The sequence below is a fragment of the Janthinobacterium sp. DSP2-3-3 genome (genome assembly GCF_049897325.1).
In the GTDB taxonomy this organism is placed as follows: Bacteria; Pseudomonadota; Gammaproteobacteria; order Burkholderiales; family Burkholderiaceae_D; genus Janthinobacterium.
The window spans coordinates 1-22,780 of record NZ_JAFCWA010000007.1 but is presented as its reverse complement, the minus strand read 5'-3'; the positions used below and the strand labels follow the sequence as shown (position 1 = coordinate 22,780).

Here is a 22,780-nt window from a genome sequence, read left to right as displayed (position 1 = left end):
AGCTAGTGTTTTCATCGCAAGCGAAGTAGAAATATTCATTATTATCAAGACAAGGAGTACAGTAATGTCCTTAGCAGACGTTAAAAAGAACACCCAGGAACGCATGACGAAGTCGCTGGAAACACTGCGGGCCGATCTGGCCAAAGTGCGTACCGGCCGCGCCCATACGGGTATCCTGGACCACGTGATGGTCGATTACTACGGTTCGCCGACGGCGCTGACCCAGGTCGCCAACGTGACCCTGATCGACGCGCGCACCATCGGTGTGCAGCCGTACGAAAAAAAGATGGCCAACACCATCGAAAAAGCCATCCGCGACGCTGACCTGGGCTTGAATCCATCGGCACAGGGCGACCTGATCCGCGTCCCGACGCCGCCGCTGACGGAAGAGCGTCGCAAGGAAATGGTCAAGCTGGTCAAGACCGAAGCGGAAGATGCGAAGATTGCCGTGCGTAACATTCGCCGCGATGCGAATGAGTCGCTGAAGAAACTGGTCAAGGAAAAGGCCTGCTCCGAGGACGATGAGCGCCGCTCGTCGGAAGAAGTGCAGAAGCTGACGGACAAGTTTATTGCCGACATCGACAAGATGGTGGTCGACAAAGAAAAAGAAGTGCTGACAGTCTAGTTTTCAGTCCTTTGACGCTGCCCGGGAGAGCATGGCTTTTCCGGGCAGTGCTATTTGGCGCATAATAGTTATCTTTATTTTTGGTATTCGTGTTTTCATGATCTATTCGAGTTCGACAACGGCAGTACCTGAGGTGGGCACGGTGCCGCGCCATGTAGCAATTATTATGGATGGCAATGGCCGCTGGGCAACCAAACGCTTCCTTCCGCGCGTGGCTGGCCACGTCAAGGGCGCTGACGCCGTGCGCGGTGTCGTCGAGACCTGCCTCGAACGGGGCGTCGAGTATCTGACCCTGTTTGCCTTCAGCTCGGAAAACTGGCGTCGCCCGGAAGAAGAGGTGTCGATGCTGATGCGCCTGTTCGTCACCATGCTGGAACGCGAAGTGGTCAAGATGCATGCCAACGACATCCGCCTGAAGGTGGTGGGCGACCTGTCGCGCTTCAATGACCAGCTGCAAACCCTGATCGCCAATGCGGAACGCAAGACGGCGCGCAACACGCGTCTGACGGTGACGATCTGCGCCAATTATGGCGGCCGCTGGGACATCATGCAGGCAGTCAACAAAATGACGGTCGAGGCTGCCGCCAACGGCCAGCCCGCCGGACAGGCTTACACGGAAGAACAACTGGCGCCGCACCTGGCCATGGCCTATGCGCCCGAGCCTGACCTGTTCATCCGCACGGGCGGCGAGCAGCGCATTTCCAATTTTCTACTGTGGCAACTGGCGTACACTGAACTGTTTTTTACCGAGACTTTCTGGCCCGACTTCAATGACGAGTGCCTCGACGCGGCAATCGCGTCTTACCAGCAGCGCGAACGGCGCTTTGGCCGTACCAGCGCGCAATTAACTGAAAAGACAAACTGATGCTGAAAACACGGATAATCACCGCCCTGGTCCTCTTGGCGGTCTTGCTGCCGGTTCTGTATCTGAATTATTTCCCTGCCTTCGCCGTGATCGCCACGGCGTTCTTCGGCGCCGCCGTCTGGGAAAGTTTCCGCATTTTTAAAAATCGCCAGGCGCTGCTGATTGCTGCCGTCTGGACTGCCGCCTTTGCGTATACTTTTTTTGTCGCTAACGGCATGGCCCAGCTCAATTTCTGGTTTACCCTGAGTGTGGCTATCTGGCTGATCCGTTTTGTGCCCTCGCTGGCGACGGGCTTGCCGCCCACCGAAGGCCTGGGCAATACCTTGCTCAGCCTGGTGTACCCGGTGACCATCGTCGGCTGCTTCGTCGCCATCATCGCCTTGTTCCTGCATAGCCCTTTGTTCCTGCTGTCCGTCATGGCCCTCGTGTGGATCGCCGATATCGGCGCCTACTTCTCGGGCAAGGCTTTCGGCAAGCGCAAGCTGGCGCCAAGTATTTCCCCAGGGAAATCCTGGGAAGGCGCCATCGGCGGCGGGATTGCCGTACTGCTCATCGCCGCCATCACCATCGTTGCCGCGCCATCGCTACCGGTCCTGCAAGACACCTTTGCCGTGCAACTGCAATTGCGCCGCGGGTCGCTGGTGGCCTTGCTGGTGCTGCTGCTGGTCGTCGCTGCCAGCATCGTCGGCGACCTGTTTGAATCGCAATTGAAGCGCCGCGCCGGCATCAAGGACAGCAGCAAGCTGCTGCCCGGCCATGGCGGTGTACTCGACCGTATCGACGCGCTGATTCCGGTCCTGCCATTTGCCGCCCTCGTGGCCAGCTGGCTTTAAGGAAACTCATGCAATACATCACCATCCTTGGCGCGACCGGCTCGATTGGCGTGTCTACCCTGGACGTGCTCGCGCGTCATCCCGAGCAATACAGCGTGTATGCGCTGAGTGGGCATAGCCGCGTGGCCGAACTGGCCGCGCAGTGCTTGCAGTTCCGTCCGCAGCGCGCCGTCGTCGGCACGGCAGACGCCGCCCTTGAACTGACGCGTTTGCTGCGCGGGCAGGGCGTCGATACGCAAGTCGAGTACGGCGTGGAAGCCCTGTGCGCCATCGCCAGCGCGCCGCAAGTGACGGGCGTGATGGCGGCCATCGTCGGCGCGGCCGGCCTGGCGCCCACCCTGGCGGCGGCGCGTGCTGGCAAGAAAGTATTGCTGGCCAATAAAGAAGCGCTGGTCATGTCCGGCCAGCTGTTCATCGATGCGGTACACGATAACGGCGCCGTGCTGCTGCCCATCGACAGCGAGCACAACGCCATCTTCCAATGCATGCCGCATGCCCATGGCCGCACGCCAGGCGCCGCAGGCGTGGCGAAAATCGTGCTGACGGCTTCCGGCGGCCCTTTCCTCACGCGCGACGTCGAGACGCTCGACACGGTCACGCCGGACCAGGCGTGCAAGCATCCGACCTGGGCCATGGGACGCAAGATTTCCGTCGATTCAGCCACCATGATGAACAAGGGCCTGGAAGTGATCGAAGCGCACTGGCTGTTCGGCGCGCCGGCCGAGCAGATCGAAGTGCTGATCCATCCGCAAAGCGTGATCCATTCGATGGTGTCGTATATCGACGGTTCCGTGCTGGCCCAGCTGGGCAACCCCGACATGCGCACGCCGATTGCGCATGCGTTGGCCTATCCGCGGCGTATCGCTTCCGGCGTGGCGCAGCTGGACCTGGCGCAAGTGGCCACCCTGCAGTTCGAACGTCCCGATTTCCGCCGTTTCCCCTGCCTGGCGCTGGCGTTCGACGCCTTGCGCGCGGGCGGCACGGCGCCGGCCTTGCTGAACGCGGCCAATGAAGTGGCCGTGCAAGCCTTCCTCGACGAGCAGATCGGCTTCCGCCAGATCGACCGCGTCATCGCGCATGTGATCGAGACGGTGCCGCATGGCGCCGCCTCCAGTATCGAGGCCGTGATGGAGCAGGACCGCCTGGCCCGATCGGCGGCACACGCGTATATCGCCCAAAGGCTGGCCGCATGACGCTCATTACCACCTTGCTGGCCTTTATCGTCGCGCTCGGTTCACTGATTACCTTGCACGAGCTGGGCCACTATCTGGTGGCGCGCTGGTGCGGCGTGAAAGTGCTGCGTTTCTCGATTGGCATGGGAAAAGTGGTGTATTCGCGCAAGTTTGGCAAGGACCAGACGGAATGGGCGATTTCCGCGCTGCCGCTGGGTGGCTATGTCAGCATGCTCGACAGCCGCGCGCAAGACCTCAGTGACTTGCCGGAAAGCGAATTGCGCCGTGAATTCACGCGCCAGAGCGTGTGGCGCCGTATTGCCATCGTTGCCGCCGGCCCGCTGGCCAATTTCCTCGTCGCCATCGTGCTGTACGCGGGTCTGTTCATGTATGGCATCGAGGAGCCGTCGAGCAAGCTCGGTCCCGTGGCCGAGCAGACGGCCGCCTATGTGGCTGGCTTGCGCAGCGGCGATACGGTTGAAACGGTGAATGGCAAGACCGTGGCCAGCTGGTCCGAGCTGCGCTGGGAACTGATTCAGGCCACCCTCGACAAGCAGCCGGCGCGCATCGAAGTGCGCCGTCCTGACCGTGGCCAGCAGGAAGCGAGCTTGCCGACGGCCAGCCTGACGGAAACCGACCTGGAAGGCGACGTGCTGGGCAAGCTGGGCCTGACCCTGGCCCGTTCCGCGCCCACGCTGATGGAAATCATGCCCGGTGGCGCCGCGGCGCGCGCCGGCCTGCAGAAAAACGACCAGATTCTGGCCATCGACGAGCAGCCCGTGCACGATGTGGCGGCGGTCATCGCCACCCTGAGCCAGTCGCCTGGCCGGACCTTGCAATTGCAACTCTTGCGCCAGGGCCAGGACCTGACCTTGCCCATTACGCCGGACGCCGTGCCGGGCGCCGGGACAGAGGGAGCTGTAACAGTTGGTAAGATCCAGGCAAAGCTGGGGCAGGTGCCGGATATGATCACCGTGGCCTCCGGACCGTTCTCTGCCGTGGGCAAGGCGTCCGCCAAGGTCTGGGATACCAGTGTCATGAGCCTGAAAATGCTGGGTAAAATGATCACCGGTCAGGTTTCACTGAAGAATGTGACGGGGCCCATTACCATTGCCGATTACGCGGGCCAGACAGCGCGCATCGGCCTGGTAAGCTATCTGAGCTTCATCGCCTTCATCAGTATCAGTCTGGGCGTGATGAATTTGCTACCCATTCCTGTTCTGGATGGCGGGCATTTGCTGTATTATTCGCTGGAAGTTTTGACCGGACGCCCCTTGCCGGAGCGCGTAGGCGAGATTGCCCAGCGCCTGGGGATCGGTTTGTTGCTGACCTTGATGGTGCTTGCCGTCTTTAATGACGTGTTGCGATTGCTGAATTAGGGCGGTGGTTGATGCCATTGCGTGAGTCGCACAAGCAATCTTTTGTGTATGTTGTCCATTGATTTACCCATTGAATAACCCCAATGAAATTACATTCTGCTCGTTTTGCCTTGCCTTCCTTTCGTCGCAGCCTGATCGGCGCCGCCGTCATGGCCTTGTGTGCCGGCCATGCGCTGGCCGTTCAGCCGTTTACTGTCAAGGATATCCGGGTCGAAGGGATCCAGCGTACTGAAGCGGGTACTGTTTTCAGCTACCTGCCGGTGCGCGTCGGTGAAACGTTCTCCGACGAAAAGAGTATCGCCGCCATCAAAGCCCTGTACGCGACGGGTTTTTTCAAGGATGTGCGTCTGGAAGTCGATGGTGACGTGCTGGTGGTGCTGGTCGAGGAGCGCCCGGCCATCGCTGCCGTGGAATTCACGGGCACCAAGGAATTTGAGAAAGATGTGTTGGTCAAGGCATTGAAAGAAATCGGCGTCGGCGAAGCCAAGATTTTCGACAAGGCTTCGGTTGATCGCGCGGAACAGGAGCTTAAGCGCCAGTACCTGTCGCATGGTTTGTACGGCGTGAAGATCACCACCACCGTCACGCCGATCGAGCGTAACCGCGTCAACGTGGTGTTCGCCGTCGACGAGGGCGACGTGGCCCGCATCAAGCAGATCAACATCGTCGGCAACAAGGCTTTCAGCGACAAGGAACTGCGCGAACAACTGGCCCTGAATACGGGCGGCTGGTTCAGCTGGTACACCAAAGCCGATCAGTATTCGAAGACCAAGCTGACGGGCGACATCGAGTCGCTCAAGTCCTACTACCTGGACCGCGGCTATATCGAGATGCAGGTCGATTCCACGCAAGTGTCGATCACGCCCGATAAAAAAGACATCTACCTGACGATCAATATAACCGAAGGTGAAAAGTACAAGATCGCCGGCACCAAGTTCGAAGGCGAGATGTTCGGCCGCGAAGAGGAGCTGAAGGCCCTGAACCTGATGCGCGAAGGCGAGATTTACTCTGGTGCGCGCCTGACGGCCACGAATAAACGCATCCAGGACCGCCTGGCCACGTTCGGCTATGCCTTCGCCAACGTCAACGCCAACCCGGAAATCAACCGTGAAAAGCATGAAGTGGGTTTTACTTTCTTCATCGATCCGGGCAAGCGCGTGTACGTGCGCCACATGAATATCGCCGGTAACACCACCACGCGCGATGAAGTCATCCGCCGCGAATTCCGCCAGTTCGAATCGTCCTGGTATGACAGCAACAAGATCAAGCTGTCGCGCGACCGCGTCGACCGCCTGGGCTACTTCAAGGATGTGACCATCGACACGCCGGAAGCGCAGGGCACGACCGATCAGGTCGACGTCAACGTGACGGTGGTGGAAAAACCAACGGGTAACTTCCTGATCGGTGGCGCCTTTTCGCAATCGGAGAAGTTCACCCTGTCGGCATCGATTTCGCAGGCCAACTTCGCCGGTAGCGGCAACACGGTCGGCATCGAACTCAATACCAGCCACTACAGCCGCACGATTGCGTTTTCGCAAACCAATCCGTACTTTACGGACGATGGCATTTCGCGCAGCTTTGAAGTTTACCTGCGTACGACGGAACCGCCGGCGCTGAACATCGGCAGCTACAAGATCAAGCAAACCGGTGGCCGCGTCAGTTTCGGCGTGCCATTCTCGGAAGTCGACACCGTCTTCTTCGGCATCGGCGCCGAGCGCTCGCGCATCGAAACCGACATCACCAGCCCGGTCCGCTTCAAGCAGTATGTGATCGACAATGGCGGCCCGTCCGACGGTATCGGTTCGGCCACTACGAACTCCATCCCGCTGACGGCGGCATGGCAACGCGACAGCCGCGACAGCGCCCTGACGCCATCGATCGGCCGCTACCAGCGCATCAACCTGGAGGCTGACGTGATCGGCGACCAGAAATACTTCCGTGCCATCTATGAGCACCAGTATTTCCGTCCGCTGTTCAGCAAGGTCACCCTGGCGCTGAAGGGCGAGATCGATTACGGCCATGGCATCGGCAAGCACGTGTATCCGGTCTTCAAGAATTTCTACGGTGGCGGCATCGGTTCGGTGCGCGGTTACCTGAGTTCCTCGCTGGGCGCGGTCGAACCGAGCACCAACGATGCGCTGGGCGGCGCTTCGCGCCTGATCGGTAACGCCGAACTGCAGATGCCATTCCCCGGTTCGGGCAATGACCGCAGCTTGCGCTGGTTTGGTTTCCTTGACGGCGGCCAGGTCTACCAGGAAGGCGAAAAAATGCGGATCTCGCAATTGCGCTATTCTGCTGGCTTGGGCATCAGCTGGATTTCACCGGTGGGCCCGCTCAAGCTGAGCTATGCCAAGCCGCTGAACGCCAAGCCCACAGACCGCCTGGAGCGCTTCCAGTTCCAGATGGGCACCGGTTTCTAACCGGCCATCTGAACCGGGGCGACAGCTTTTACCTTTTGACCATGGAGTATCATGAACACCGCATCCGCTACCCTGCCCAAGTCCCTTGCCGTGATCGCATTGTGCTGGAGTTCGCTGTTGCCGGTGCAGGCGCTGGCTCAGGAGTCGAAGATCGCCTGGATCAGCAGCGAACGTATCTATAACGAGTCGAAGCTGGCCAAAGCGGCCAGCGCCAAGCTGGCCGAAGAGTTTCGCTCGCGCGAAAAAGCCGTTCAGGAACTGGGCAGCCGCTTCAAGGTGGCCAACGAAGCCCTGGAAAAGGACATGCCCACCCTGAGCGAGGCTGAGCGCGCCAAGCGCCAGCGCGAGTTTTTCGAGCTGGACAAGGAGCTGCAACGCCGCCAGCGCGAATTTCGCGAAGACTTGAGCCAGCGCACGAACGAAGAGCGCAGCGCCATTGCCGAAAAAGCCAACACCATCATCCAGCAGATGGCGCATATCGAAGGATATGACATCGTGCTGCAGGAAGCCCTGTGGGCCAGCCCGCGCATCGACATTACCGACAAGGTCTTGAAGGCACTGGACAAGTAACAGTAACAAAATAAGGGTTATCAAGATGGGCACTCGACTAGGAGATTTGGTCGAACGCTTCGGTGGACAGTTGGCGGGCGAGCCCAACCTGGAAGTCACAGGGATCGCACCGCTGGCCGATGCCGGCGCTTCGCACATCAGTTTTCTCAGTAATAGCAAATTCCGCGCACAGGCGGCGCAGAGCGGCGCTGCCGCGCTGATCCTTACGCCGGCTGACGATGCGCTGATCGGTGCCGAGTATGCCGGTGCGCGCATCGTCACTCCGAATCCCTATGTCTATTTTGCGCGCGCGGCGCAGTATTTCGCCGCCTTGCATGAGATCAAGGCGCCAATCGGCATCCATCCGGGTGCCTTTGTCGACGCCAGCGCGCAGGTCGATGCCAGCGCCTCTGTCGGCGTGCATGCGGTGATCGAAGCGGGCGCCGTCATTGGCGCCGGCTGCGTCATCGGCCCTGGCTGCGTGGTGGGGCGCGATGCCAGGATCGGCGCAGGCACCCAGCTCCTCGCCAACGTGACCTTCCATGCGCGCTGCGTGATCGGCCAGCGCGGCATCATCCATTCAGGCGCCGTGATCGGCACCGATGGCTTCGGCTTCGCCAACGAAGGTGGCGTGTACATCAAGATTCCGCAGACGGGCAGGGTGGTGATCGGTGACGATGTCGATATCGGTGCCAATACCACCATTGACCGTGGCGCACTGGCTGACACCATCATCGAAGATGGCGTCAAGCTCGATAACCAGATCCAGATTGGCCATAACTGCCACATCGGCGCACACACGGCCATGGCCGGCTGCGTCGGCGTGGCCGGCAGCGCCATCATCGGCAAGTACTGCACCTTTGGCGGCGCTGCCATGGTGCTGGGCCACCTGACCATTGCCGACCGCGTCCACGTGGGCTCGGGCAGCATGGTCTCGCGCTCGATCGCGGAACCTGGCCAGTACACGGGTTTTTATCCGCTGGCCAAGAATGCCGACTGGGAAAAGAGCGCCGCCATCGTGCGCAACCTGTCAAGCATGCGCGAGAAGATCCGCGCGCTTGAAAAAACAATTAAAACACTGACCACGCAAGACGAAAAATGACTACTGAAAAAAAGACCCTCGACATCCTGGCCATCAAATCGCTGCTGCCGCACCGTTACCCGCTGCTGCTGGTTGACCGCGTGCTGGACTGGGAAGCGAATAAAACCATCACCGCCATCAAGAACGTGACGGTCAATGAAGAGTTCTTCCAGGGCCATTTCCCGCACAAGCCGGTCATGCCCGGCGTGCTGATGATCGAAGCGCTGGCGCAAACGGCGGCCCTGCTGTCGTTCCTGTCGATGGGCGTGAAACCGGACGAAAATTCGGTGGTGTACTTTGTCGGCATCGACAATGCGCGCTTCAAGCGTCCTGTTGAACCGGGCGACCAGCTGAAAATGGACGTGGAAATCCTGCGCGTCTCGCGCGGCATCTGGAAATACAAGGCTGTCGGGACGGTTGACGGCAAGGTCGCGCTGGAAGCGGAACTGATGTGTACCATCCGTAGCGCGCAGGATGCGAGCCAGTCTGCGAGCCAGCCAGCGGGGCAGTGATGGCGGCCATCCACTCCACGGCAGTGATCGATCCGAAGGCTGAGCTCGACAGCTCGGTCGAGGTGGGTCCGTACACCATCATCGGTCCGCACGTGCGCATCGGTGCTGGCACCAAAGTTGGCCCGCACGTGGTCATCGACGGCCACACGACGATCGGCAGCGACAACCACCTGTTCCAGTTTTCTTCCATCGGCGCGCAGCCGCAGGATAAAAAATGGGCGGGGGAAGCGACGCGCCTGGAAATCGGTGAGCGCAACACCATCCGCGAATTCTGCACCTTCAACACGGGAACCGTGCAGGGTGGCGGCGTGACGCGCCTGGGCAATGACAACTGGATCTCGGCGTATGTGCATCTGGCGCACGACTGCCTGGTGGGCAACAACACCATCTTTTCGAACAACGCCCAACTGGCGGGCCACGTGGAAATCGGCGACTGGGTCATCATGAGCGGCTTCGCCAATGTGCATCAGTTCTGCAAGATCGGCGCGCACGCCTTTGTCGGTATGAGCACCAGCCTGACGCAGGACGTGCCACCGTTTGTCCTGTTGAACGGCAATCCGGCGCAGGCGCATGGCGTCAATATCGAAGGCTTGAAACGCCGCGGCTTTACGCGCGAGCAGATCAACGGCATCCGCACCGCGTACAAACTCATCTATCGCTCCGGACTGACCCTGGAAGAATCCAAGGCAGCCCTGTTCGAAGAAGAAGCGGCGGCGTCGCCGGAAGTAGCGGAACACATTCGCGCCATGCGCGAATTTTTGGGCGTGGCGTCGCGTGGCATCGTCCGCTGACCAGGCCGGCGGCCTCGCTGTCGCCAATGTCGCCATCGTCGCCGGCGAGGTGTCGGGCGACCTGCTGGCCAGCCGGCTGCTGTCCGGCCTGGTGCCGCAGCTGCCCGGTGCGCGCTTCCACGGCATCGGCGGTGAGCACATGGCCAAACAGGGTTTCGTCTCCGACTGGCCGCTCGACAAGCTGACCGTGCGCGGCCTGTTCGAGATCATTCCCCGCTACCGTGAAATCAAGGGCATCCAGAACGCGCTGCGCGACCAGTTGCTGGCCGAGCGTCCCGCCGTCTTCATCGGCGCCGATTATCCCGGCTTCAATCTGGGACTGGAGCAGCAGTTGAAGGAAGGCGGCATCCCCACCGTGCATTACATCGGGCCGCAGATCTGGGCCTGGCGCGGTGGGCGCATCAAGAAAATCATCAAGGCCGTCTCGCACATGCTGGTGATCTTCCCGTTCGAGGAAGAGATCTACCGCAAGGCGGGCGTGCCCGTCACCTATGTCGGCCATCCGCTGGCCGAAATGATTCCCCTGCAGCCCGACGAAGCGGCCGCGCGCCGCGCCCTGGGCTTGCCGGAAGACGCGAATGTCGTGACCCTGATGCCGGGTAGCCGCATGGGCGAACTCAAATACAATACGGTAGCGTTCGTGGCCGCCTGCAAGCTGCTGCTGGCGCGCGACCGCTCCTTGCGTTTCGTCGCGCCCATGGCCGGCGAAAAGCAGCGCCAGTATTTCCTGCAGCTGATTGCGGAAGCTGGCTTGCAGGACGTCGAGATTTTGCTCACCGATGGTGGTTCGCACACGGCCATCTGCGCCGCCGATGCGGTGCTGGTGGCGTCGGGCACGGCGTCGCTGGAAGTGGCGCTGTACAAGAAGCCCATGGTCATCGCCTACAAGATGATGCGCGCGTCGTGGGAAATCATGCGCCACATGGGCTATCAGCCGTGGATTGGTTTACCAAACATCCTGGCGCGCGACTACCTGGTGCCCGAGTTGCTGCAAAACGCGGCCAGCCCCGAGGCCTTGGCCGAGGCCATGTGGCAGCAGCTGAGCGACGTGCCGGGCCGTCTGCGCCTGGTGCAGCGCTTTGCGGATATGCACCACAGCCTGCTGCGCGACAGCGCGCGCGAGAGCGCCAACGCCGTCATGCAAGTCATCGCCGTCAACCGCAAGTAAATCCCGATCACCGCTTCAACCGCATTACCAACCAAAGATTCAACGTGAAAAATATCTATCCCGGCCTGTTTGACGACTTGCCATTCTCGCTCGATGAAATCATCTGTGGCGTCGACGAGGCAGGGCGCGGTCCGCTGGCCGGCCCCGTGTTCGCCGCCGCCGTGATCCTCGACCCGCAGCAGCCGATCGACGGCTTGCGCGACTCGAAAAAACTCACCGAGGCCAAGCGCGATCTGCTGGCGCCGCAGATCAAGGCCAAGGCGCTGGCCTGGGCCATCGCCGAAGCGTCGGAAGAGGAGATCGACAGCCTGAATATTTTGCAGGCGTCGATGCTGGCCATGCGCCGCGCCGTTGAGGCGTTGGCTACCGTGCCGACTCTGGCCCTGATCGACGGCAACCGCTGCCCCGTGATGCCGATACGCGGCATGGCCATCATCGGCGGTGACGACAAGGTCGATTCGATTTCCGCCGCCTCGATCCTGGCCAAGACGGCGCGCGACGCGGCCCTGGTGCACTTGCATGCGGCCTATCCCGAGTACTGCTTCGACCAGCACAAGGGTTACGGCACCAAGCTGCACCTGGAGCGACTGCATCTGCACGGCGCCTCGCCCGTGCACCGCCGTTCGTTCGCCCCCGTGCGCAATGTGATTGCGCTGTTCGGCGCGCAGGAGGTGGTGGCATGAAGACGATTACCTCGCGCGAGAATGCGCAATACAAGGATTTGCTGAAGCTGGCGGGCAGTTCGCAGGCGCGCCGCAAGTCGGGCCGTACCTTGCTCGATGGCGTGCACCTGTGCCAGTCGTACCTGCAGCTGCGCGGCATGCCGGAGCAGTGCATCGTCAGCGAAAGCGCCTTGCAGAACGGGGAAGTGGCGGACATCGTCGGCCAGCTGGAAAGCCAGCGCGCGCACGTACTGGGCTTGCCCGACGCGCTGTACCATGCGGTGAGCCAGGTCGAGCATGGCGTGGGCGTGATGTTCCTCGTCGAGACGCCGGAACGGGTCGTCACGGCACCGCTGAGCGTGTCGGCCGTGCTGCTCGATAATCTGCAAGACCCGGGCAACGTGGGCTCGATCCTGCGCAGCGCCGCCGCTGCCGGCATTACGCAGGTGTACTGCAGCGCCGGCACGGCCTTCTGCTGGTCGCCGAAAGTGCTGCGCGCGGCCATGGGCGCGCACTTCGTGCTCGACATCTTTGAGAACGTCGACCTGGCCGCGCTCGTTGCCGGCGCCAAGGTGGCCACTCTCGCCACCAGCGGCTACGCCACCCAGCGATTGTACGATGTCGACCTGCGTCAGCCGGTCGCCTGGCTGTTTGGCCATGAAGGGCAGGGCGTGGCCGGCGACCTGCTGTCGATGGCGACGCACCAGGTGGTCATTCCCCACCTGGGACAGATCGAATCGCTGAACGTGGCCGCCTGCGCCGCCGTCTGCTTCTTCGAGCAGCTGCGCCAGGGCCAGTCCTGACACTTTCCAACCAATGCCCGCCATGCCTGATCATCCAGTTCTGCCTTTGCTCGCCGGCGGCGCCGCACGTGACGAGGCATGGTGGCGTCAGGCCGCCGCCTTTTATCCCGCGCCGCCGGACGCCATCGTCAATCTCGAACATGGCTATTTCGGCGCCATGGCGGCGCCCGTGCAAGCGGCCTTCGAGCAGGCGGTGCGCTATGTCAATGCGCAATTGAGTCCTTTTGTGCGCGGCGAATTCACGCACATGCGCGTCGATCTTTTACGCCAGCGCCTGGCCGCGCTGATCCATGCGGAGCCGCACGAGATCCTGCTCACGCGCAGCGGCACCGAGTCCATGCAAGTGCTGATCACGCAGTATCACGGCCTGGCGCCCGGTGATACCGTGCTGTGGAGCAATCTCGATTATCCGGCCACGCGCACGGCCATGCGCTGGCTGGCGCAGCGCCGTGGCGTCACCAGTACGCAAGTCACATTGCGCTTGCCGATCAGCGACGACGAGATCATCGCCCGCTATGCTGCGGCCATGCGCCAGGCCGTCAAACCGAAATTGCTGCTGCTGTCGCAGGTAACGCCGGCCAATGGCCAGCAGTTGCCGGTGCGCGCGTTGATTGCGCTGGCGCGCGAACACCGCATCGACGTCGTGCTCGATAGTGCCCATGCGCTGGGGCAGGTGGCGGTCGATGTGCGGGCGATGGATGTCGATTTTGCCGGTTTTAATTTACATAAATGGCTGGGTGCTCCGCCCGGACTGGGCTTTGTGTATATCCGCGCTGCGCAGCTGCACAAGATCGAGCCGCATTTCGGAGACGACGATTATCCACTGGACGATATCCGCAGTCGCCTGCACATGGGCATGCCGCCGATCAGCGCCATCCTTGCCGCGCCTGCCGCGTTGGACTTTCATGAGCGCCTGGGCGGCACGCCGGCCAAGACCGCACGCCTGGCCTGGCTGCGCAATTACTGGGTCAGCCGCGTCGCGCAATTGCCCGGCGTACGCTTGCTGTCGCCGCAGGACGCGGTGCACGGCACGGCGCTGGTGGCCTTTGCCGTCGACGGCATGAGCGCGCGCCAGCTGCAACAGGCCTTGCTGCAGCGCTTCGAGGTCTTTACCGTGCAGCGCAATATCGGCGACACCGACATCGTGCGCGCGACGGTGGCAGTCACTACCACCACCGCTGAATTGGACCGGTTGGTGGCCGCGTTGACGGAACTTTCGAGAGAAACGAACGCCTGACAAAACCGTAGCGAGCGGACGCGCAGCAGGTTTAGTCAGGTGTTCTAGTCTAGTATTCGCGGCGGTTCGGCTTAATCTCTTGCAAGATCGTCGTGGAAATCTCCTCGATCGATTTGGTGGTTGAGGAGAGCCAGCGGATACCCTCGCGTTTCATCATTTTTTCCGCCTCGTTGACCTCGTAACGGCAATTTTCGATGGCCGCATACTTGCTTCCAGCGCGTCTTTCGTTGCGTATTTCCGACAAACGTTCGGGCGTAATGCTTAATCCGAAAATTTTATTCTTAAATTCCAGCAGGGCGGACGGCAGCTTGTCTCGTTCGAAATCGTCGGGAATCAGCGGATAGTTGGCCGCCTTGATACCGTATTGCATGGCCAGATACAGGCTGGTCGGGGTCTTGCCAGAGCGCGAAACACCCACCAGAATGACATCGGCCGAGGACAGGTTCTTGTGCGACTGGCCATCGTCGTGCGCCAGCGAATAGTTGATCGCCTCGATGCGGTTCTTATACTCCTCGCTGTCGACGATATTGTGCGAGCGACCGATGGTGTGGGTCGACATCACGCCCAGTTCCTGCTCCAGCGGGGCGACAAAGGTCTGAATCAGGTCCATGTGCATGCCGCTGGACTTGCGAATTACGGCCGACAGATCGTTCTTCACCAGGGTGGAGAAAATGATCGGCCGCTGGCCATCGGTGGCGAAGGCTTCGTTGATCTTGCGCGCCGCCTCGTAGGCCTTGTCCATGGTATCGATGAAGGGCAGGCGGATCTGGCGGAAACGCAGATCGAACTGCGTCAGCACCGAGTGGCCGAAGGTCTCGGCGGTGATGCCGGTGCCGTCGGAAACAAAGAAGACGGTGCGGGCCGCGGAGGGCAGAGGGGGGCGTGGATCTTGTGTCATGGGTTTTCGGATCAAGATTGTGCGTCGTCAATTTGCGCCGCACAAGGTAAAATGGTTGCAACGGTATGATTGTGCTGCACGACGCCAAGAATAACAAGAAGACTGTCTGTGCGCCTCGCGTAAAGATTTCTATCATCAGTAAGGGTGTCATTATGACCAACGCAGTATCGCAACAGCAGGAAGACAAGGACGCGGTGTATGTTGCCTCGTTCGAGCATTTGCGCATGACGGATGTCGAATCCGTCGGCGGCAAGAACGCCTCCCTGGGCGAAATGATCAGCCAGCTGGCGGAAGCCGGCGTGCGCGTGCCCGGTGGCTTTGCCACCACGGCGCAGGCCTTCCGCGATTTCCTGTCGTATAGCGCCAATGGCGGCTTGCCGCTGGCCGAACGCATCGCCCAGCGCCTCGTAGGGCTGAACATCGATGACGTGCGCGCGCTGGCGCAAGCCGGTGCCGAGATCCGTCAGTGGATCGTGGAAACGCCATTCCAGCCACGCCTGGCCGCTGAAATCGACCAGTTCTACGCCAAGTTGGTGGCCGATTCCGAGACCGAAATGTCGTTTGCCGTGCGCTCTTCGGCCACGGCGGAAGACTTGCCGGACGCGTCTTTTGCTGGTCAGCAAGAAACCTTCCTGAACGTGGTTGGCATTGACAACGTGCTCGACGCCATGAAACAGGTGTTTGCGTCGCTGTACAACGACCGCGCCATCTCGTATCGCGTGCACAAGGGTTTTACGCACGCTGAAGTGGCCTTGTCGGCCGGCGTGCAACGCATGGTGCGTTCCGACCTGGGCGCGGCCGGCGTGATGTTTACCATCGATACCGAGTCGGGCTTCAAGGATGTGGTGTTCGTCACCTCCAGCTATGGCCTGGGCGAAACCGTGGTGCAGGGCGCCGTCAATCCCGACGAATTCTATGTGCACAAGCCGATGCTGGAAAAAGGCAAGTCGCCTGTGATCCGCCGCAATATCGGCTCAAAACTGCTGAAGATGGAATTTACGAACGAAGCGAAAGCTGGCCGTTCTGTGAAAACCGTCGACGTGCCGGTCGAAATGCGCAACCGCTACTCGCTGAACGACAGCGAAGTGGTGGAGCTGGCCAAATACGCCGTCATCATCGAGAACCACTACGGCCGTCCCATGGACATCGAGTGGGGCAAGGATGGCCGCGACGGCAAGCTGTACATCTTGCAGGCGCGTCCTGAAACCGTCAAGTCGCAGCAAAAGGCGACCGACGTGCAGGAACGCTTCAAGCTGAAAAGCACGGGCACCGTGTTGACGTCCGGCCGCGCCATCGGCCAGAAGATCGGCGCCGGCCCTGTGCGCGTGATCCACGACCCGGCCGACATGGAGCGCGTGCAGCCAGGCGACGTGCTCGTGGCCGACATGACGGACCCGAACTGGGAACCGGTCATGAAGCGCGCTGCGGCCATCGTCACCAACCGTGGCGGCCGTACTTGCCACGCTGCAATTATTGCGCGTGAACTGGGCGTTCCAGCCGTCGTCGGCTGCGGCAATGCCACCGACGTGCTGAAAGACGGCACCTTTGTGACCGTGGTGTGCTCGGAAGGCGACGAAGGCAAGATCTACGACGGCTTGCTGGAAACGGAAGTATCGGAGGTGTCGCGCGGCGAATTGCCGAAGCTCGACACCAAGATCATGCTTAACGTGGGCAACCCGCAACTGGCGTTCGACTTCCAGTCAGTGCCGAATGCCGGCGTGGGCCTGGCGCGCCTGGAATTCATCATCAATAACAATATTGGTGTGCACCCGCGCGCGATCCTGGAATACCCGAACATCGATGCCGACCTGAAAAAAGCCGTGGAATCGGTGGCGCGTGGCCATGCTTCGCCGAAAGCGTTTTATATCGACAAGCTGGCTGAAGGCATCGCCACCATCGCCGCCGCATTCTGGCCGAAAAAAGTCATTGTGCGCCTGTCCGACTTCAAGTCGAACGAGTACAAGAAGCTGATCGGCGGTTCGCGCTACGAGCCGGACGAGGAAAACCCGATGCTGGGCTTCCGCGGCGCGGCGCGCTACCTGTCGGCCGACTTCTCCGAAGCGTTCAACATGGAATGCGAAGCGATGAAGCGCGTACGCAACGACATGGGCCTGACGAACGTGGAAATCATGGTGCCATTCGTGCGCACCTTGGGTCAGGCTGAGAAAGTCATCGACCTGCTGGCGAAAAATGGGCTGAAGCGCGGTGAAAACGACTTGCGCGTCATCATGATGTGCGAAGTGCCATCGAACGCCATCCTGGCCGACCAGTTCCTCGACCATTTTGACGGTTTCTCGATCGGTTCGAACGACCTGACCCAGCTGACCCTGGGCCTGGACCGCGATTCCGGGATGGAATTGCTGGCCGCCGACTTCGACGAGCGCGATCCTGCCGTGAAAGCCCTGCTGTCGCTCGCCATCAAGGCTTGCCTGGCGCGCGGCAAGTACATCGGCATTTGCGGCCAGGGTCCTTCGGATCACCCCGACTTCGCCGTCTGGCTGATGGAGCAGGGCATCGAATCGATGTCCCTGAATCCCGACTCAGTGATCGACACCTGGCAGAAGCTCGCTGCGCTGAAAGCGTAAGCATCTTTCTTACCCTCTGAAAACCCGCTGCCGCTCACCTGGCAGCGGGTTTTTTTACGCCTGCCATGCGGCGCACGGCAATATTCGATGGGCTTGCGCCAGATCAGCTAAAATGATTCCACCAATACATTGAAACGGGAGTTCTCATGGCAAGCAAGAAACCGAGCAAAGTTGCAAAGATCGACATCGGCATTTCCGAGGCGGATCGCGCGAAGATCGCGGAAGGCCTGTCCGGCCTGCTGGCCGACAGCTACACTTTGTACCTGATGACCCATAATTTTCATTGGAACGTCAAGGGTCCGATGTTCAACACCCTGCACCTGATGTTCATGACGCAATATACGGAGCAGTGGGGCGCGCTGGACCTGATCGCCGAGCGCATTCGCGCCCTCGGTTATCCGGCGCCGGGCACCTACAAGGAATTCGTCAAGCTCGCCTCGATCAAGGAAATCGACGGCGTGCCGCCGGCGCTCGACATGGTCAGTCACCTGGTGTCGGCACAGGAAGCGACTGCGCGCACGGCGCGTCGTTTGTTCCCGCTGCTGGAAAAAGCCAATGACCAGCCGACGGCCGATCTGATCACGCAGCGTCTCGATTTGCATGAAAAGACGGCGTGGATGCTGCGCAGCCTGCTGGAAGAATAAATGCAGGGCCGGCGGCGCTAATTCGCCCCCCTGGCTATTGACGTCATCAGGAATTGCGTTAGACTGCTTGTATATAGGTGTTTGGTAAGAAGAATATCAGGCTGTACTGCGCATTAAACCCCGTCGCTTATATAGGCTGCGGGGTTTTTTATTTTTGGAATCGCAAGAATGGAGGCATCATGGCTGAATGGGTAGGCTGGTTCGTGGCAGCTGGCGCGGTATTGATCCTGGAACTGTTTACCGGCACGTTTTATCTGCTGATGATCGCCATCGGTATCAGTGCCGGAGGACTGGTGGCGCTGGCGGGCGGCAATGGCAGCTGGCAGGCTGTGACGGCCGCCATGGTCGGCGTGGCGGCCACGCTGTTATTGCGGCGCAGCCGTTTTGGCAAGGCGGCGCGGCGCGATGTGGCGCAGGATCCGAATGTGAATCTGGATATCGGTCAAAGCGTGGCGGTCGCGCATTGGGTCGATGGCACGGCGCGCGTGATGTATCGCGGCGCCTTGTGGGACGTGGAGCTGATTCCCGGCAGCGATGCGCAGGCCGGTCATTACACCATACGTGCCGTACGTGGCAGCCGTTTGATTGTTGGATAACCTGGAGAATAAATTATGGAAGTAAGCATCGGAAGCATGTCGCTGATCTTGTTATTGCTGGCACTGGTATTTGTCTTCAAGACGGTCAATGTGGTGCCGCAGCAGCATGCCTGGGTGGTGGAGCGCCTGGGCAAGTTCCATGCGGTATTGGGGCCTGGCCTGAATATCGTTGTGCCTTTCGTTGACCGCATTGCTTACAAGCACGTGCTCAAGGAAATTCCACTCGACGTGCCGCCGCAGGTGTGCATTACGCGTGACAATACGCAATTACAGGTCGATGGCATTCTGTATTTCCAGATTACCGATGCCATGCGTGCTTCGTATGGCTCGTCGAATTATATTGCCGCCATTACGCAACTGGCGCAAACGACCTTGCGTTCGGTCATCGGCAAAATGGAACTCGACAAGACATTTGAAGAACGCGACCATATTAATACGGCCATCGTAAATGCTATCGATGAATCGGCGGCGAATTGGGGTGTCAAGGTATTGCGTTATGAAATCAAGGATTTGACGCCGCCGAAGGAAATTTTGCATGCGATGCAGGCGCAGATTACGGCCGAGCGCGAGAAGCGCGCCCTGATTGCTGCCTCGGAAGGGCGTAAGCAAGAGCAGATTAATATCGCCACTGGCGAGCGGGAGGCGGCGATTGCCCGTTCGGAAGGCGAGAAGCAGGCCTCGATCAACCGCGCCGAAGGCCAGGCTACGGCCATCGTCGCGCTGGCGCAAGCCAGTGCCGAAGCGCTGCGCCAGGTGGGCGCCGCCATCCGCGAGCCAGGCGGTGAGGATGCCGTCAATCTGAAAGTGGCCGAGCAATATGTGGGCGCGTTCGCGCAATTGGCGAAAACGAATAACTCGATTATTGTGCCGGCCAATCTGGGCGATATGAGTGGTTTGATCGCCACAGCGATGCAGGTGGTGAAATCGCAGAAGCCGAAAGGCAGCGTAGCGATGCCCTGATTACCTGACTGGCTGGGTGAATAGCAAGCCTGTAGCAAGGTTTCGTCAATACTGCCCGCTGTATAGCGGGCAGTTTGCATTTGCGTTGCCCCGATTATCTGGCGGCGGCAGGGCTGGAGTATCGGCGGCTGAATGAATTATGTTGAAAATATTTTCTTCATGCTATGCTATGCGCACTTTAGGGAATATGTGCTGCCATGTGGTGCTTATTTCATTGACTGGCGTGACATCTGCCGCGCAGGATCCAGGATAGTGTTTACAGGCGATGCGCGATAGGCGATAGTATTGGCTCCATGTATATTTTGAATTGCAATTTATAATTACTATAAATTGCAATAAAGCAGAAAGTACTGCAAAATAAATACAGCCGATGGCGCTGTATTGAATCGCAGCCGCACAAAGCAGTGGCGCTTGCGCAAACAGTCCGTGCGCGATGCCCTCTCCCCGTGATTGGAAGCTTGTAGTGCTTGAAAGCCAGGGAAGCAGGGTTTTTGGTAAAAGAATTGTAAAAAACAATCAAATCTTAAGAAAAATCACCTCAGTCGCGTTACAATTGGATAGAATTTAACTGTTCAGTTATATTTTTCAACTCACACAAGGAAATATCATGGATCTGTCGAGCTTATCCCTGTCCGAACTGCGCACCTTGCAGGACGACATCAAGAAGCAAATGAAGAAACGCGAACAGGATGATCTGTCCAAAGCGCGTGAGCAAATCCTGGCCATTGCCCAGAGCGTCGGCGTTTCCGTAAAAGACTTGGTTGGTACAGGGATTCGCGCTAAAACGGGCACAGTCGCAGTGCGCTATCGCAATCCGGACGATGCGACGCAGCAATGGACTGGCCGTGGCCGTCAACCGAAATGGGTCAAAGAGTGGACCGATTCGGGCAAGTCGCGCGATCTGTTGAAGGTGTAATACACCGTTCATTCGGATGCTTGTCCTGTGGAGTGGTGCAGGTGCAGTACAAGGCAGCATGCAAGCATCCGGAACTTTCCTGATTTATCGTCTTTGGCCAGACAGGCAAAGCTGATTCATTCGCTTATCTCCACGGTATTTTCACTAATACTCGTCTTGTTCCCGCAGTATCTCTTCCTTTCCCTGTTTTCATCCCGCCGCGCCAGGCTTTTTCCGCTTGCCACAGGTAATTGGCAAAATAAAACCCGGCATATAGCCGGGTTGTTGGTACGGTCGCAGCACGCTGCGCGCTGTGCCAGATCAGCGACGGTGCGACTTCATTGCCGCCTGGACTTCGCGCGCGCCATCGCGGTCGCGCTCTGCGGCTCGCTTGTCATGCTGCTTCTTGCCCTTGGCCAAGCCGATTTCGCATTTCACGCGGCCGCCCTTGTAATGCAGGTTGAGCGGCACCAGCGTATAGCCGGAGCGCTCCACCTTGCCGATCAGTTTATCCATTTCCGTACGGTGCAGCAGCAGCTTGCGCGTGCGTACGGCTTCCGGGTGGATATGGGTGGAGGCGGTCGGCAGGGCGCTAATATGCGCGCCGAACAGGAAGAGTTCGTCGCCGCGGACGACAACGTAGGCTTCCTTGATTTGAACGCGAGCGTCGCGGATGGCTTTGACTTCCCAGCCTTCCAGCACGATGCCCGCTTCGTAGCGATCCTCGATGAAGTAGTCGTGGAAGGCTTTTCTGTTGTCTGCTATGGTCATGAGATGGTAAATGTGCGCGGGTCGGTTAAACTACTGTCTCGCGCAAGCGCGATAAAATCACTATATCCAACATCATAGCAAATGGTTCTTCAATGGCAGTAGTACATAAATCAGTTTTTCTCGGCTATAGCGCCGAACAAATGTTCGCGCTGGTGGCGGCGGTGGAGGATTATCCCAAATTCCTGCCCTGGTGCGGTGCGGTCGAGGTTCGCGAGCGAGGCGAGAACACGGTTGTCGCCAGCGTGGGCATACATTACCACGGCGTGCGCCAAAGCTTCACCACGTCCAACGAGAACGCGCCTTTCACCTCCATCAAGATGAAGCTGGTGGACGGTCCTTTCAAGACCCTCGACGGCGTGTGGACCTTCAAGGCCCTGCGTGAAGATGCCTGCAAGATCGAACTGGACTTGCACTATGAGTTTTCCAGCCGCGTGCTTGAACAGATCATCGGCCCCGTCTTCGGCATGATCGCCAACAGCATGGTCGATTCTTTCTGTAAGCGCGCGGAGACGGTGTATGGCTGAAGCGGGCATCATGGTGCAGGTTTGCCACGCGCTGCCGGATAGTACGTTCCTGCGCTCCTTGCGTGTGCCTGCAGGTACCACCATCGGGCAGGCGGTGGCGCAGAGCGGCTTGCTGCAGGAAATCCCCGGCATCGACCTGGGCATCAATATGGTGGGCATCTATGGCAAGAAGAAGCCGCTCGATACCGTATTGCACGAGCATGACCGGGTGGAAGTGTACCGGCCCTTACAGGCGGACCCGAAGGAGGCGCGCCGGCGCCGCGCAGGCGGCAAGCCAGTCAAGGGTTGAGCGGGCAGGGCGCCGGCGTGGCCGCTGTCTGGCGAGTGCGATCTTTTGCTATTTTCAAATATCTTTTCTATGCTGCAAGGACGGAGGGCGCTTTTGCTTTTAGCCACAACAAACACGCATGCATGCGGGTTCCAGTCGTTTTGCCATTTGCATGGGCGAAACGTGGGCGAAAAAGCTAAGCGACCCCTGCCTTTAGCCCATCTGTCATGGTGCGGTATTGATCTGGTAACACACCACCTTCTTGCTCAACCCAGCAGCCGTAAGTTCTCGTCATCATGGTCGTATCGGTATATCCCATTTGCTTCGCTACGTACATCGCGTTGGCCTCCGTCGCAGGGCGATTGCATGAAGCATCAAGTCGGTAAGCCCAAGACCTTGGCAAGATAGTCGGCACTCCAGCCCGCTTTTAAGCGTTTGGTAGCGATGCCGACCTTGGTCGACTTTTCATTTTTCAGCAAGTTCAGGGCGATTCGGCGCAAGATGGCAAAGTTTTGTGCTCCTTCACCGACCCGGATGCGGCA

General features: G+C 59.6%; 23 protein-coding genes and 1 pseudogene. 21 read left to right on the top strand and 3 right to left on the bottom strand.

Going from position 1 to position 22,780, the window contains the following annotated elements; genetic code table 11:
- Nucleotides 1–64 precede the first annotated feature (64 nt).
- The 14 genes from frr (at nucleotide 65) to ACP7DE_RS15135 (ending at nucleotide 14,097) form a co-directional block, all read left to right on the top strand.
- Complete coding sequence (gene frr / locus ACP7DE_RS15200; RefSeq protein ID WP_102122155.1) at nucleotides 65–625, top strand: ribosome recycling factor; 561 nt, start codon at nucleotides 65–67, stop codon at nucleotides 623–625.
- A gap of 97 nt (nucleotides 626–722) precedes the next feature.
- On the top strand, nucleotides 723–1,490 hold the full coding sequence (gene uppS / locus ACP7DE_RS15195; protein ID WP_426072878.1) for a polyprenyl diphosphate synthase: 768 nt from the start codon (nucleotides 723–725) through the stop codon (nucleotides 1,488–1,490).
- Nucleotides 1,490–2,323 (top strand): phosphatidate cytidylyltransferase, encoded by an 834-nt coding sequence (locus tag ACP7DE_RS15190; protein WP_426072877.1) that lies wholly within the window; start codon nucleotides 1,490–1,492, stop codon nucleotides 2,321–2,323. Before uppS ends, ACP7DE_RS15190 begins: the two co-directional genes overlap by 1 nt.
- An 8-nt stretch (nucleotides 2,324–2,331) precedes the next feature.
- Nucleotides 2,332–3,516, top strand: coding sequence for a 1-deoxy-D-xylulose-5-phosphate reductoisomerase (gene ispC / locus ACP7DE_RS15185; protein WP_426072876.1), 1,185 nt, complete (start codon nucleotides 2,332–2,334; stop codon nucleotides 3,514–3,516).
- On the top strand, nucleotides 3,513–4,874 hold the full coding sequence (gene rseP, locus ACP7DE_RS15180; protein WP_426072875.1) for an RIP metalloprotease RseP: 1,362 nt from the start codon (nucleotides 3,513–3,515) through the stop codon (nucleotides 4,872–4,874). The genes ispC and rseP overlap by 4 nt, the downstream gene beginning before the upstream one ends.
- A gap of 83 nt (nucleotides 4,875–4,957) precedes the next feature.
- A complete protein-coding gene (gene bamA, locus ACP7DE_RS15175; RefSeq protein WP_426072874.1) occupies nucleotides 4,958–7,294 on the top strand; it encodes an outer membrane protein assembly factor BamA in 2,337 nt (778 codons plus the stop codon).
- A gap of 51 nt (nucleotides 7,295–7,345) precedes the next feature.
- Complete coding sequence (locus tag ACP7DE_RS15170) at nucleotides 7,346–7,864, top strand: OmpH family outer membrane protein (protein ID WP_426072873.1); 519 nt, start codon at nucleotides 7,346–7,348, stop codon at nucleotides 7,862–7,864.
- A 25-nt stretch (nucleotides 7,865–7,889) separates the two neighbouring features.
- A complete protein-coding gene (lpxD, locus tag ACP7DE_RS15165) occupies nucleotides 7,890–8,945 on the top strand; it encodes a UDP-3-O-(3-hydroxymyristoyl)glucosamine N-acyltransferase (RefSeq protein WP_426072872.1) in 1,056 nt (351 codons plus the stop codon).
- Complete coding sequence (gene fabZ / locus ACP7DE_RS15160) at nucleotides 8,942–9,436, top strand: 3-hydroxyacyl-ACP dehydratase FabZ (protein ID WP_035818168.1); 495 nt, start codon at nucleotides 8,942–8,944, stop codon at nucleotides 9,434–9,436. The genes lpxD and fabZ overlap by 4 nt, the downstream gene beginning before the upstream one ends.
- Nucleotides 9,436–10,227, top strand: a complete 792-nt coding sequence (gene lpxA, locus ACP7DE_RS15155; RefSeq protein ID WP_426072871.1) for an acyl-ACP--UDP-N-acetylglucosamine O-acyltransferase — start codon at nucleotides 9,436–9,438, stop codon at nucleotides 10,225–10,227. The genes fabZ and lpxA overlap by 1 nt, the downstream gene beginning before the upstream one ends.
- Nucleotides 10,211–11,395, top strand: coding sequence for a lipid-A-disaccharide synthase (gene lpxB, locus ACP7DE_RS15150; RefSeq protein ID WP_426072870.1), 1,185 nt, complete (start codon nucleotides 10,211–10,213; stop codon nucleotides 11,393–11,395). Before lpxA ends, lpxB begins: the two co-directional genes overlap by 17 nt.
- A 44-nt stretch (nucleotides 11,396–11,439) precedes the next feature.
- Complete coding sequence (gene rnhB / locus ACP7DE_RS15145) at nucleotides 11,440–12,078, top strand: ribonuclease HII (RefSeq protein ID WP_426072869.1); 639 nt, start codon at nucleotides 11,440–11,442, stop codon at nucleotides 12,076–12,078.
- On the top strand, nucleotides 12,075–12,860 hold the full coding sequence (locus tag ACP7DE_RS15140; protein WP_426072868.1) for a TrmH family RNA methyltransferase: 786 nt from the start codon (nucleotides 12,075–12,077) through the stop codon (nucleotides 12,858–12,860). Before rnhB ends, ACP7DE_RS15140 begins: the two co-directional genes overlap by 4 nt.
- A gap of 22 nt (nucleotides 12,861–12,882) precedes the next feature.
- A complete protein-coding gene (locus tag ACP7DE_RS15135; RefSeq protein WP_426072867.1) occupies nucleotides 12,883–14,097 on the top strand; it encodes an aminotransferase class V-fold PLP-dependent enzyme in 1,215 nt (404 codons plus the stop codon).
- 49 nt (nucleotides 14,098–14,146) lie between these two features.
- Here ACP7DE_RS15135 and ppsR read toward each other — a convergent pair whose 3' ends face one another.
- A complete protein-coding gene (gene ppsR / locus ACP7DE_RS15130) occupies nucleotides 14,147–14,995 on the bottom strand; it encodes a posphoenolpyruvate synthetase regulatory kinase/phosphorylase PpsR (protein ID WP_034784135.1) in 849 nt (282 codons plus the stop codon).
- A 152-nt stretch (nucleotides 14,996–15,147) separates the two neighbouring features.
- On the opposite strand from ppsR, the gene ppsA reads away from it, so the two are divergent.
- The 5 genes from ppsA (at nucleotide 15,148) to ACP7DE_RS15105 (ending at nucleotide 20,696) form a co-directional block, all read left to right on the top strand.
- Nucleotides 15,148–17,580, top strand: a complete 2,433-nt coding sequence (gene ppsA, locus ACP7DE_RS15125) for a phosphoenolpyruvate synthase (protein WP_426072866.1) — start codon at nucleotides 15,148–15,150, stop codon at nucleotides 17,578–17,580.
- Nucleotides 17,581–17,726: 146 nt separating this feature from the next.
- Entirely contained in the window at nucleotides 17,727–18,224 is a 498-nt protein-coding gene (locus ACP7DE_RS15120; protein WP_426072865.1) for a Dps family protein, read from the top strand.
- 179 nt (nucleotides 18,225–18,403) lie between these two features.
- Nucleotides 18,404–18,820, top strand: a complete 417-nt coding sequence (locus ACP7DE_RS15115; protein ID WP_426072864.1) for an NfeD family protein — start codon at nucleotides 18,404–18,406, stop codon at nucleotides 18,818–18,820.
- 15 nt (nucleotides 18,821–18,835) lie between these two features.
- Nucleotides 18,836–19,780 (top strand): SPFH domain-containing protein, encoded by a 945-nt coding sequence (locus ACP7DE_RS15110; protein ID WP_426072863.1) that lies wholly within the window; start codon nucleotides 18,836–18,838, stop codon nucleotides 19,778–19,780.
- 607 nt (nucleotides 19,781–20,387) lie between these two features.
- Nucleotides 20,388–20,696 (top strand): H-NS family nucleoid-associated regulatory protein, encoded by a 309-nt coding sequence (locus ACP7DE_RS15105; protein WP_010397665.1) that lies wholly within the window; start codon nucleotides 20,388–20,390, stop codon nucleotides 20,694–20,696.
- A 300-nt stretch (nucleotides 20,697–20,996) separates the two neighbouring features.
- Here the strand turns inward: ACP7DE_RS15105 and smpB are convergent, their stop codons facing one another.
- Nucleotides 20,997–21,446: an SsrA-binding protein SmpB gene (gene smpB / locus ACP7DE_RS15100; RefSeq protein ID WP_034752217.1), complete on the bottom strand. Its 450-nt coding sequence runs from the start codon at nucleotides 21,444–21,446 to the stop codon at nucleotides 20,997–20,999.
- Nucleotides 21,447–21,538: 92 nt separating this feature from the next.
- On the opposite strand from smpB, the gene ACP7DE_RS15095 reads away from it, so the two are divergent.
- Together ACP7DE_RS15095 and ACP7DE_RS15090 are read left to right on the top strand one after the other, a co-directional pair.
- Nucleotides 21,539–21,970 (top strand): type II toxin-antitoxin system RatA family toxin, encoded by a 432-nt coding sequence (locus ACP7DE_RS15095; protein ID WP_426072862.1) that lies wholly within the window; start codon nucleotides 21,539–21,541, stop codon nucleotides 21,968–21,970.
- A complete protein-coding gene (locus tag ACP7DE_RS15090) occupies nucleotides 21,963–22,259 on the top strand; it encodes an RnfH family protein (protein ID WP_426072861.1) in 297 nt (98 codons plus the stop codon). The genes ACP7DE_RS15095 and ACP7DE_RS15090 overlap by 8 nt, the downstream gene beginning before the upstream one ends.
- A gap of 353 nt (nucleotides 22,260–22,612) precedes the next feature.
- Here the strand turns inward: ACP7DE_RS15090 and ACP7DE_RS15085 are convergent.
- Nucleotides 22,613–22,780, bottom strand: a pseudogene (locus tag ACP7DE_RS15085) (ISAs1 family transposase); the annotation flags it as partial.

What these genes read in the sequence shown, in the direction of transcription:
- ACP7DE_RS15105 (WP_010397665.1), top strand. Translation starts at nt 20,388, where the DNA reads ATGGATCTGTCGAGCTTATCCCTGTCCGAACTGCGCACCTTGCAGGAC.
- ACP7DE_RS15170 (WP_426072873.1), top strand. Translation starts at nt 7,346, where the DNA reads ATGAACACCGCATCCGCTACCCTGCCCAAGTCCCTTGCCGTGATCGCA.
- ispC (WP_426072876.1), top strand. Translation starts at nt 2,332, where the DNA reads ATGCAATACATCACCATCCTTGGCGCGACCGGCTCGATTGGCGTGTCT.
- ACP7DE_RS15090 (WP_426072861.1), top strand. Translation starts at nt 21,963, where the DNA reads ATGGCTGAAGCGGGCATCATGGTGCAGGTTTGCCACGCGCTGCCGGAT.
- frr (WP_102122155.1), top strand. Translation starts at nt 65, where the DNA reads ATGTCCTTAGCAGACGTTAAAAAGAACACCCAGGAACGCATGACGAAG.
- fabZ (WP_035818168.1), top strand. Translation starts at nt 8,942, where the DNA reads ATGACTACTGAAAAAAAGACCCTCGACATCCTGGCCATCAAATCGCTG.
- smpB (WP_034752217.1), bottom strand. Translation starts at nt 21,446, where the DNA reads ATGACCATAGCAGACAACAGAAAAGCCTTCCACGACTACTTCATCGAG.
- ACP7DE_RS15135 (WP_426072867.1), top strand. Translation starts at nt 12,883, where the DNA reads ATGCCTGATCATCCAGTTCTGCCTTTGCTCGCCGGCGGCGCCGCACGT.
- ACP7DE_RS15120 (WP_426072865.1), top strand. Translation starts at nt 17,727, where the DNA reads ATGGCAAGCAAGAAACCGAGCAAAGTTGCAAAGATCGACATCGGCATT.
- lpxA (WP_426072871.1), top strand. Translation starts at nt 9,436, where the DNA reads ATGGCGGCCATCCACTCCACGGCAGTGATCGATCCGAAGGCTGAGCTC.
- uppS (WP_426072878.1), top strand. Translation starts at nt 723, where the DNA reads ATGATCTATTCGAGTTCGACAACGGCAGTACCTGAGGTGGGCACGGTG.
- ACP7DE_RS15110 (WP_426072863.1), top strand. Translation starts at nt 18,836, where the DNA reads ATGGAAGTAAGCATCGGAAGCATGTCGCTGATCTTGTTATTGCTGGCA.
- rseP (WP_426072875.1), top strand. Translation starts at nt 3,513, where the DNA reads ATGACGCTCATTACCACCTTGCTGGCCTTTATCGTCGCGCTCGGTTCA.
- ppsR (WP_034784135.1), bottom strand. Translation starts at nt 14,995, where the DNA reads ATGACACAAGATCCACGCCCCCCTCTGCCCTCCGCGGCCCGCACCGTC.
- ACP7DE_RS15190 (WP_426072877.1), top strand. Translation starts at nt 1,490, where the DNA reads ATGCTGAAAACACGGATAATCACCGCCCTGGTCCTCTTGGCGGTCTTG.
- ACP7DE_RS15115 (WP_426072864.1), top strand. Translation starts at nt 18,404, where the DNA reads ATGGCTGAATGGGTAGGCTGGTTCGTGGCAGCTGGCGCGGTATTGATC.
- ACP7DE_RS15095 (WP_426072862.1), top strand. Translation starts at nt 21,539, where the DNA reads ATGGCAGTAGTACATAAATCAGTTTTTCTCGGCTATAGCGCCGAACAA.
- ppsA (WP_426072866.1), top strand. Translation starts at nt 15,148, where the DNA reads ATGACCAACGCAGTATCGCAACAGCAGGAAGACAAGGACGCGGTGTAT.
- lpxD (WP_426072872.1), top strand. Translation starts at nt 7,890, where the DNA reads ATGGGCACTCGACTAGGAGATTTGGTCGAACGCTTCGGTGGACAGTTG.
- ACP7DE_RS15140 (WP_426072868.1), top strand. Translation starts at nt 12,075, where the DNA reads ATGAAGACGATTACCTCGCGCGAGAATGCGCAATACAAGGATTTGCTG.
- bamA (WP_426072874.1), top strand. Translation starts at nt 4,958, where the DNA reads ATGAAATTACATTCTGCTCGTTTTGCCTTGCCTTCCTTTCGTCGCAGC.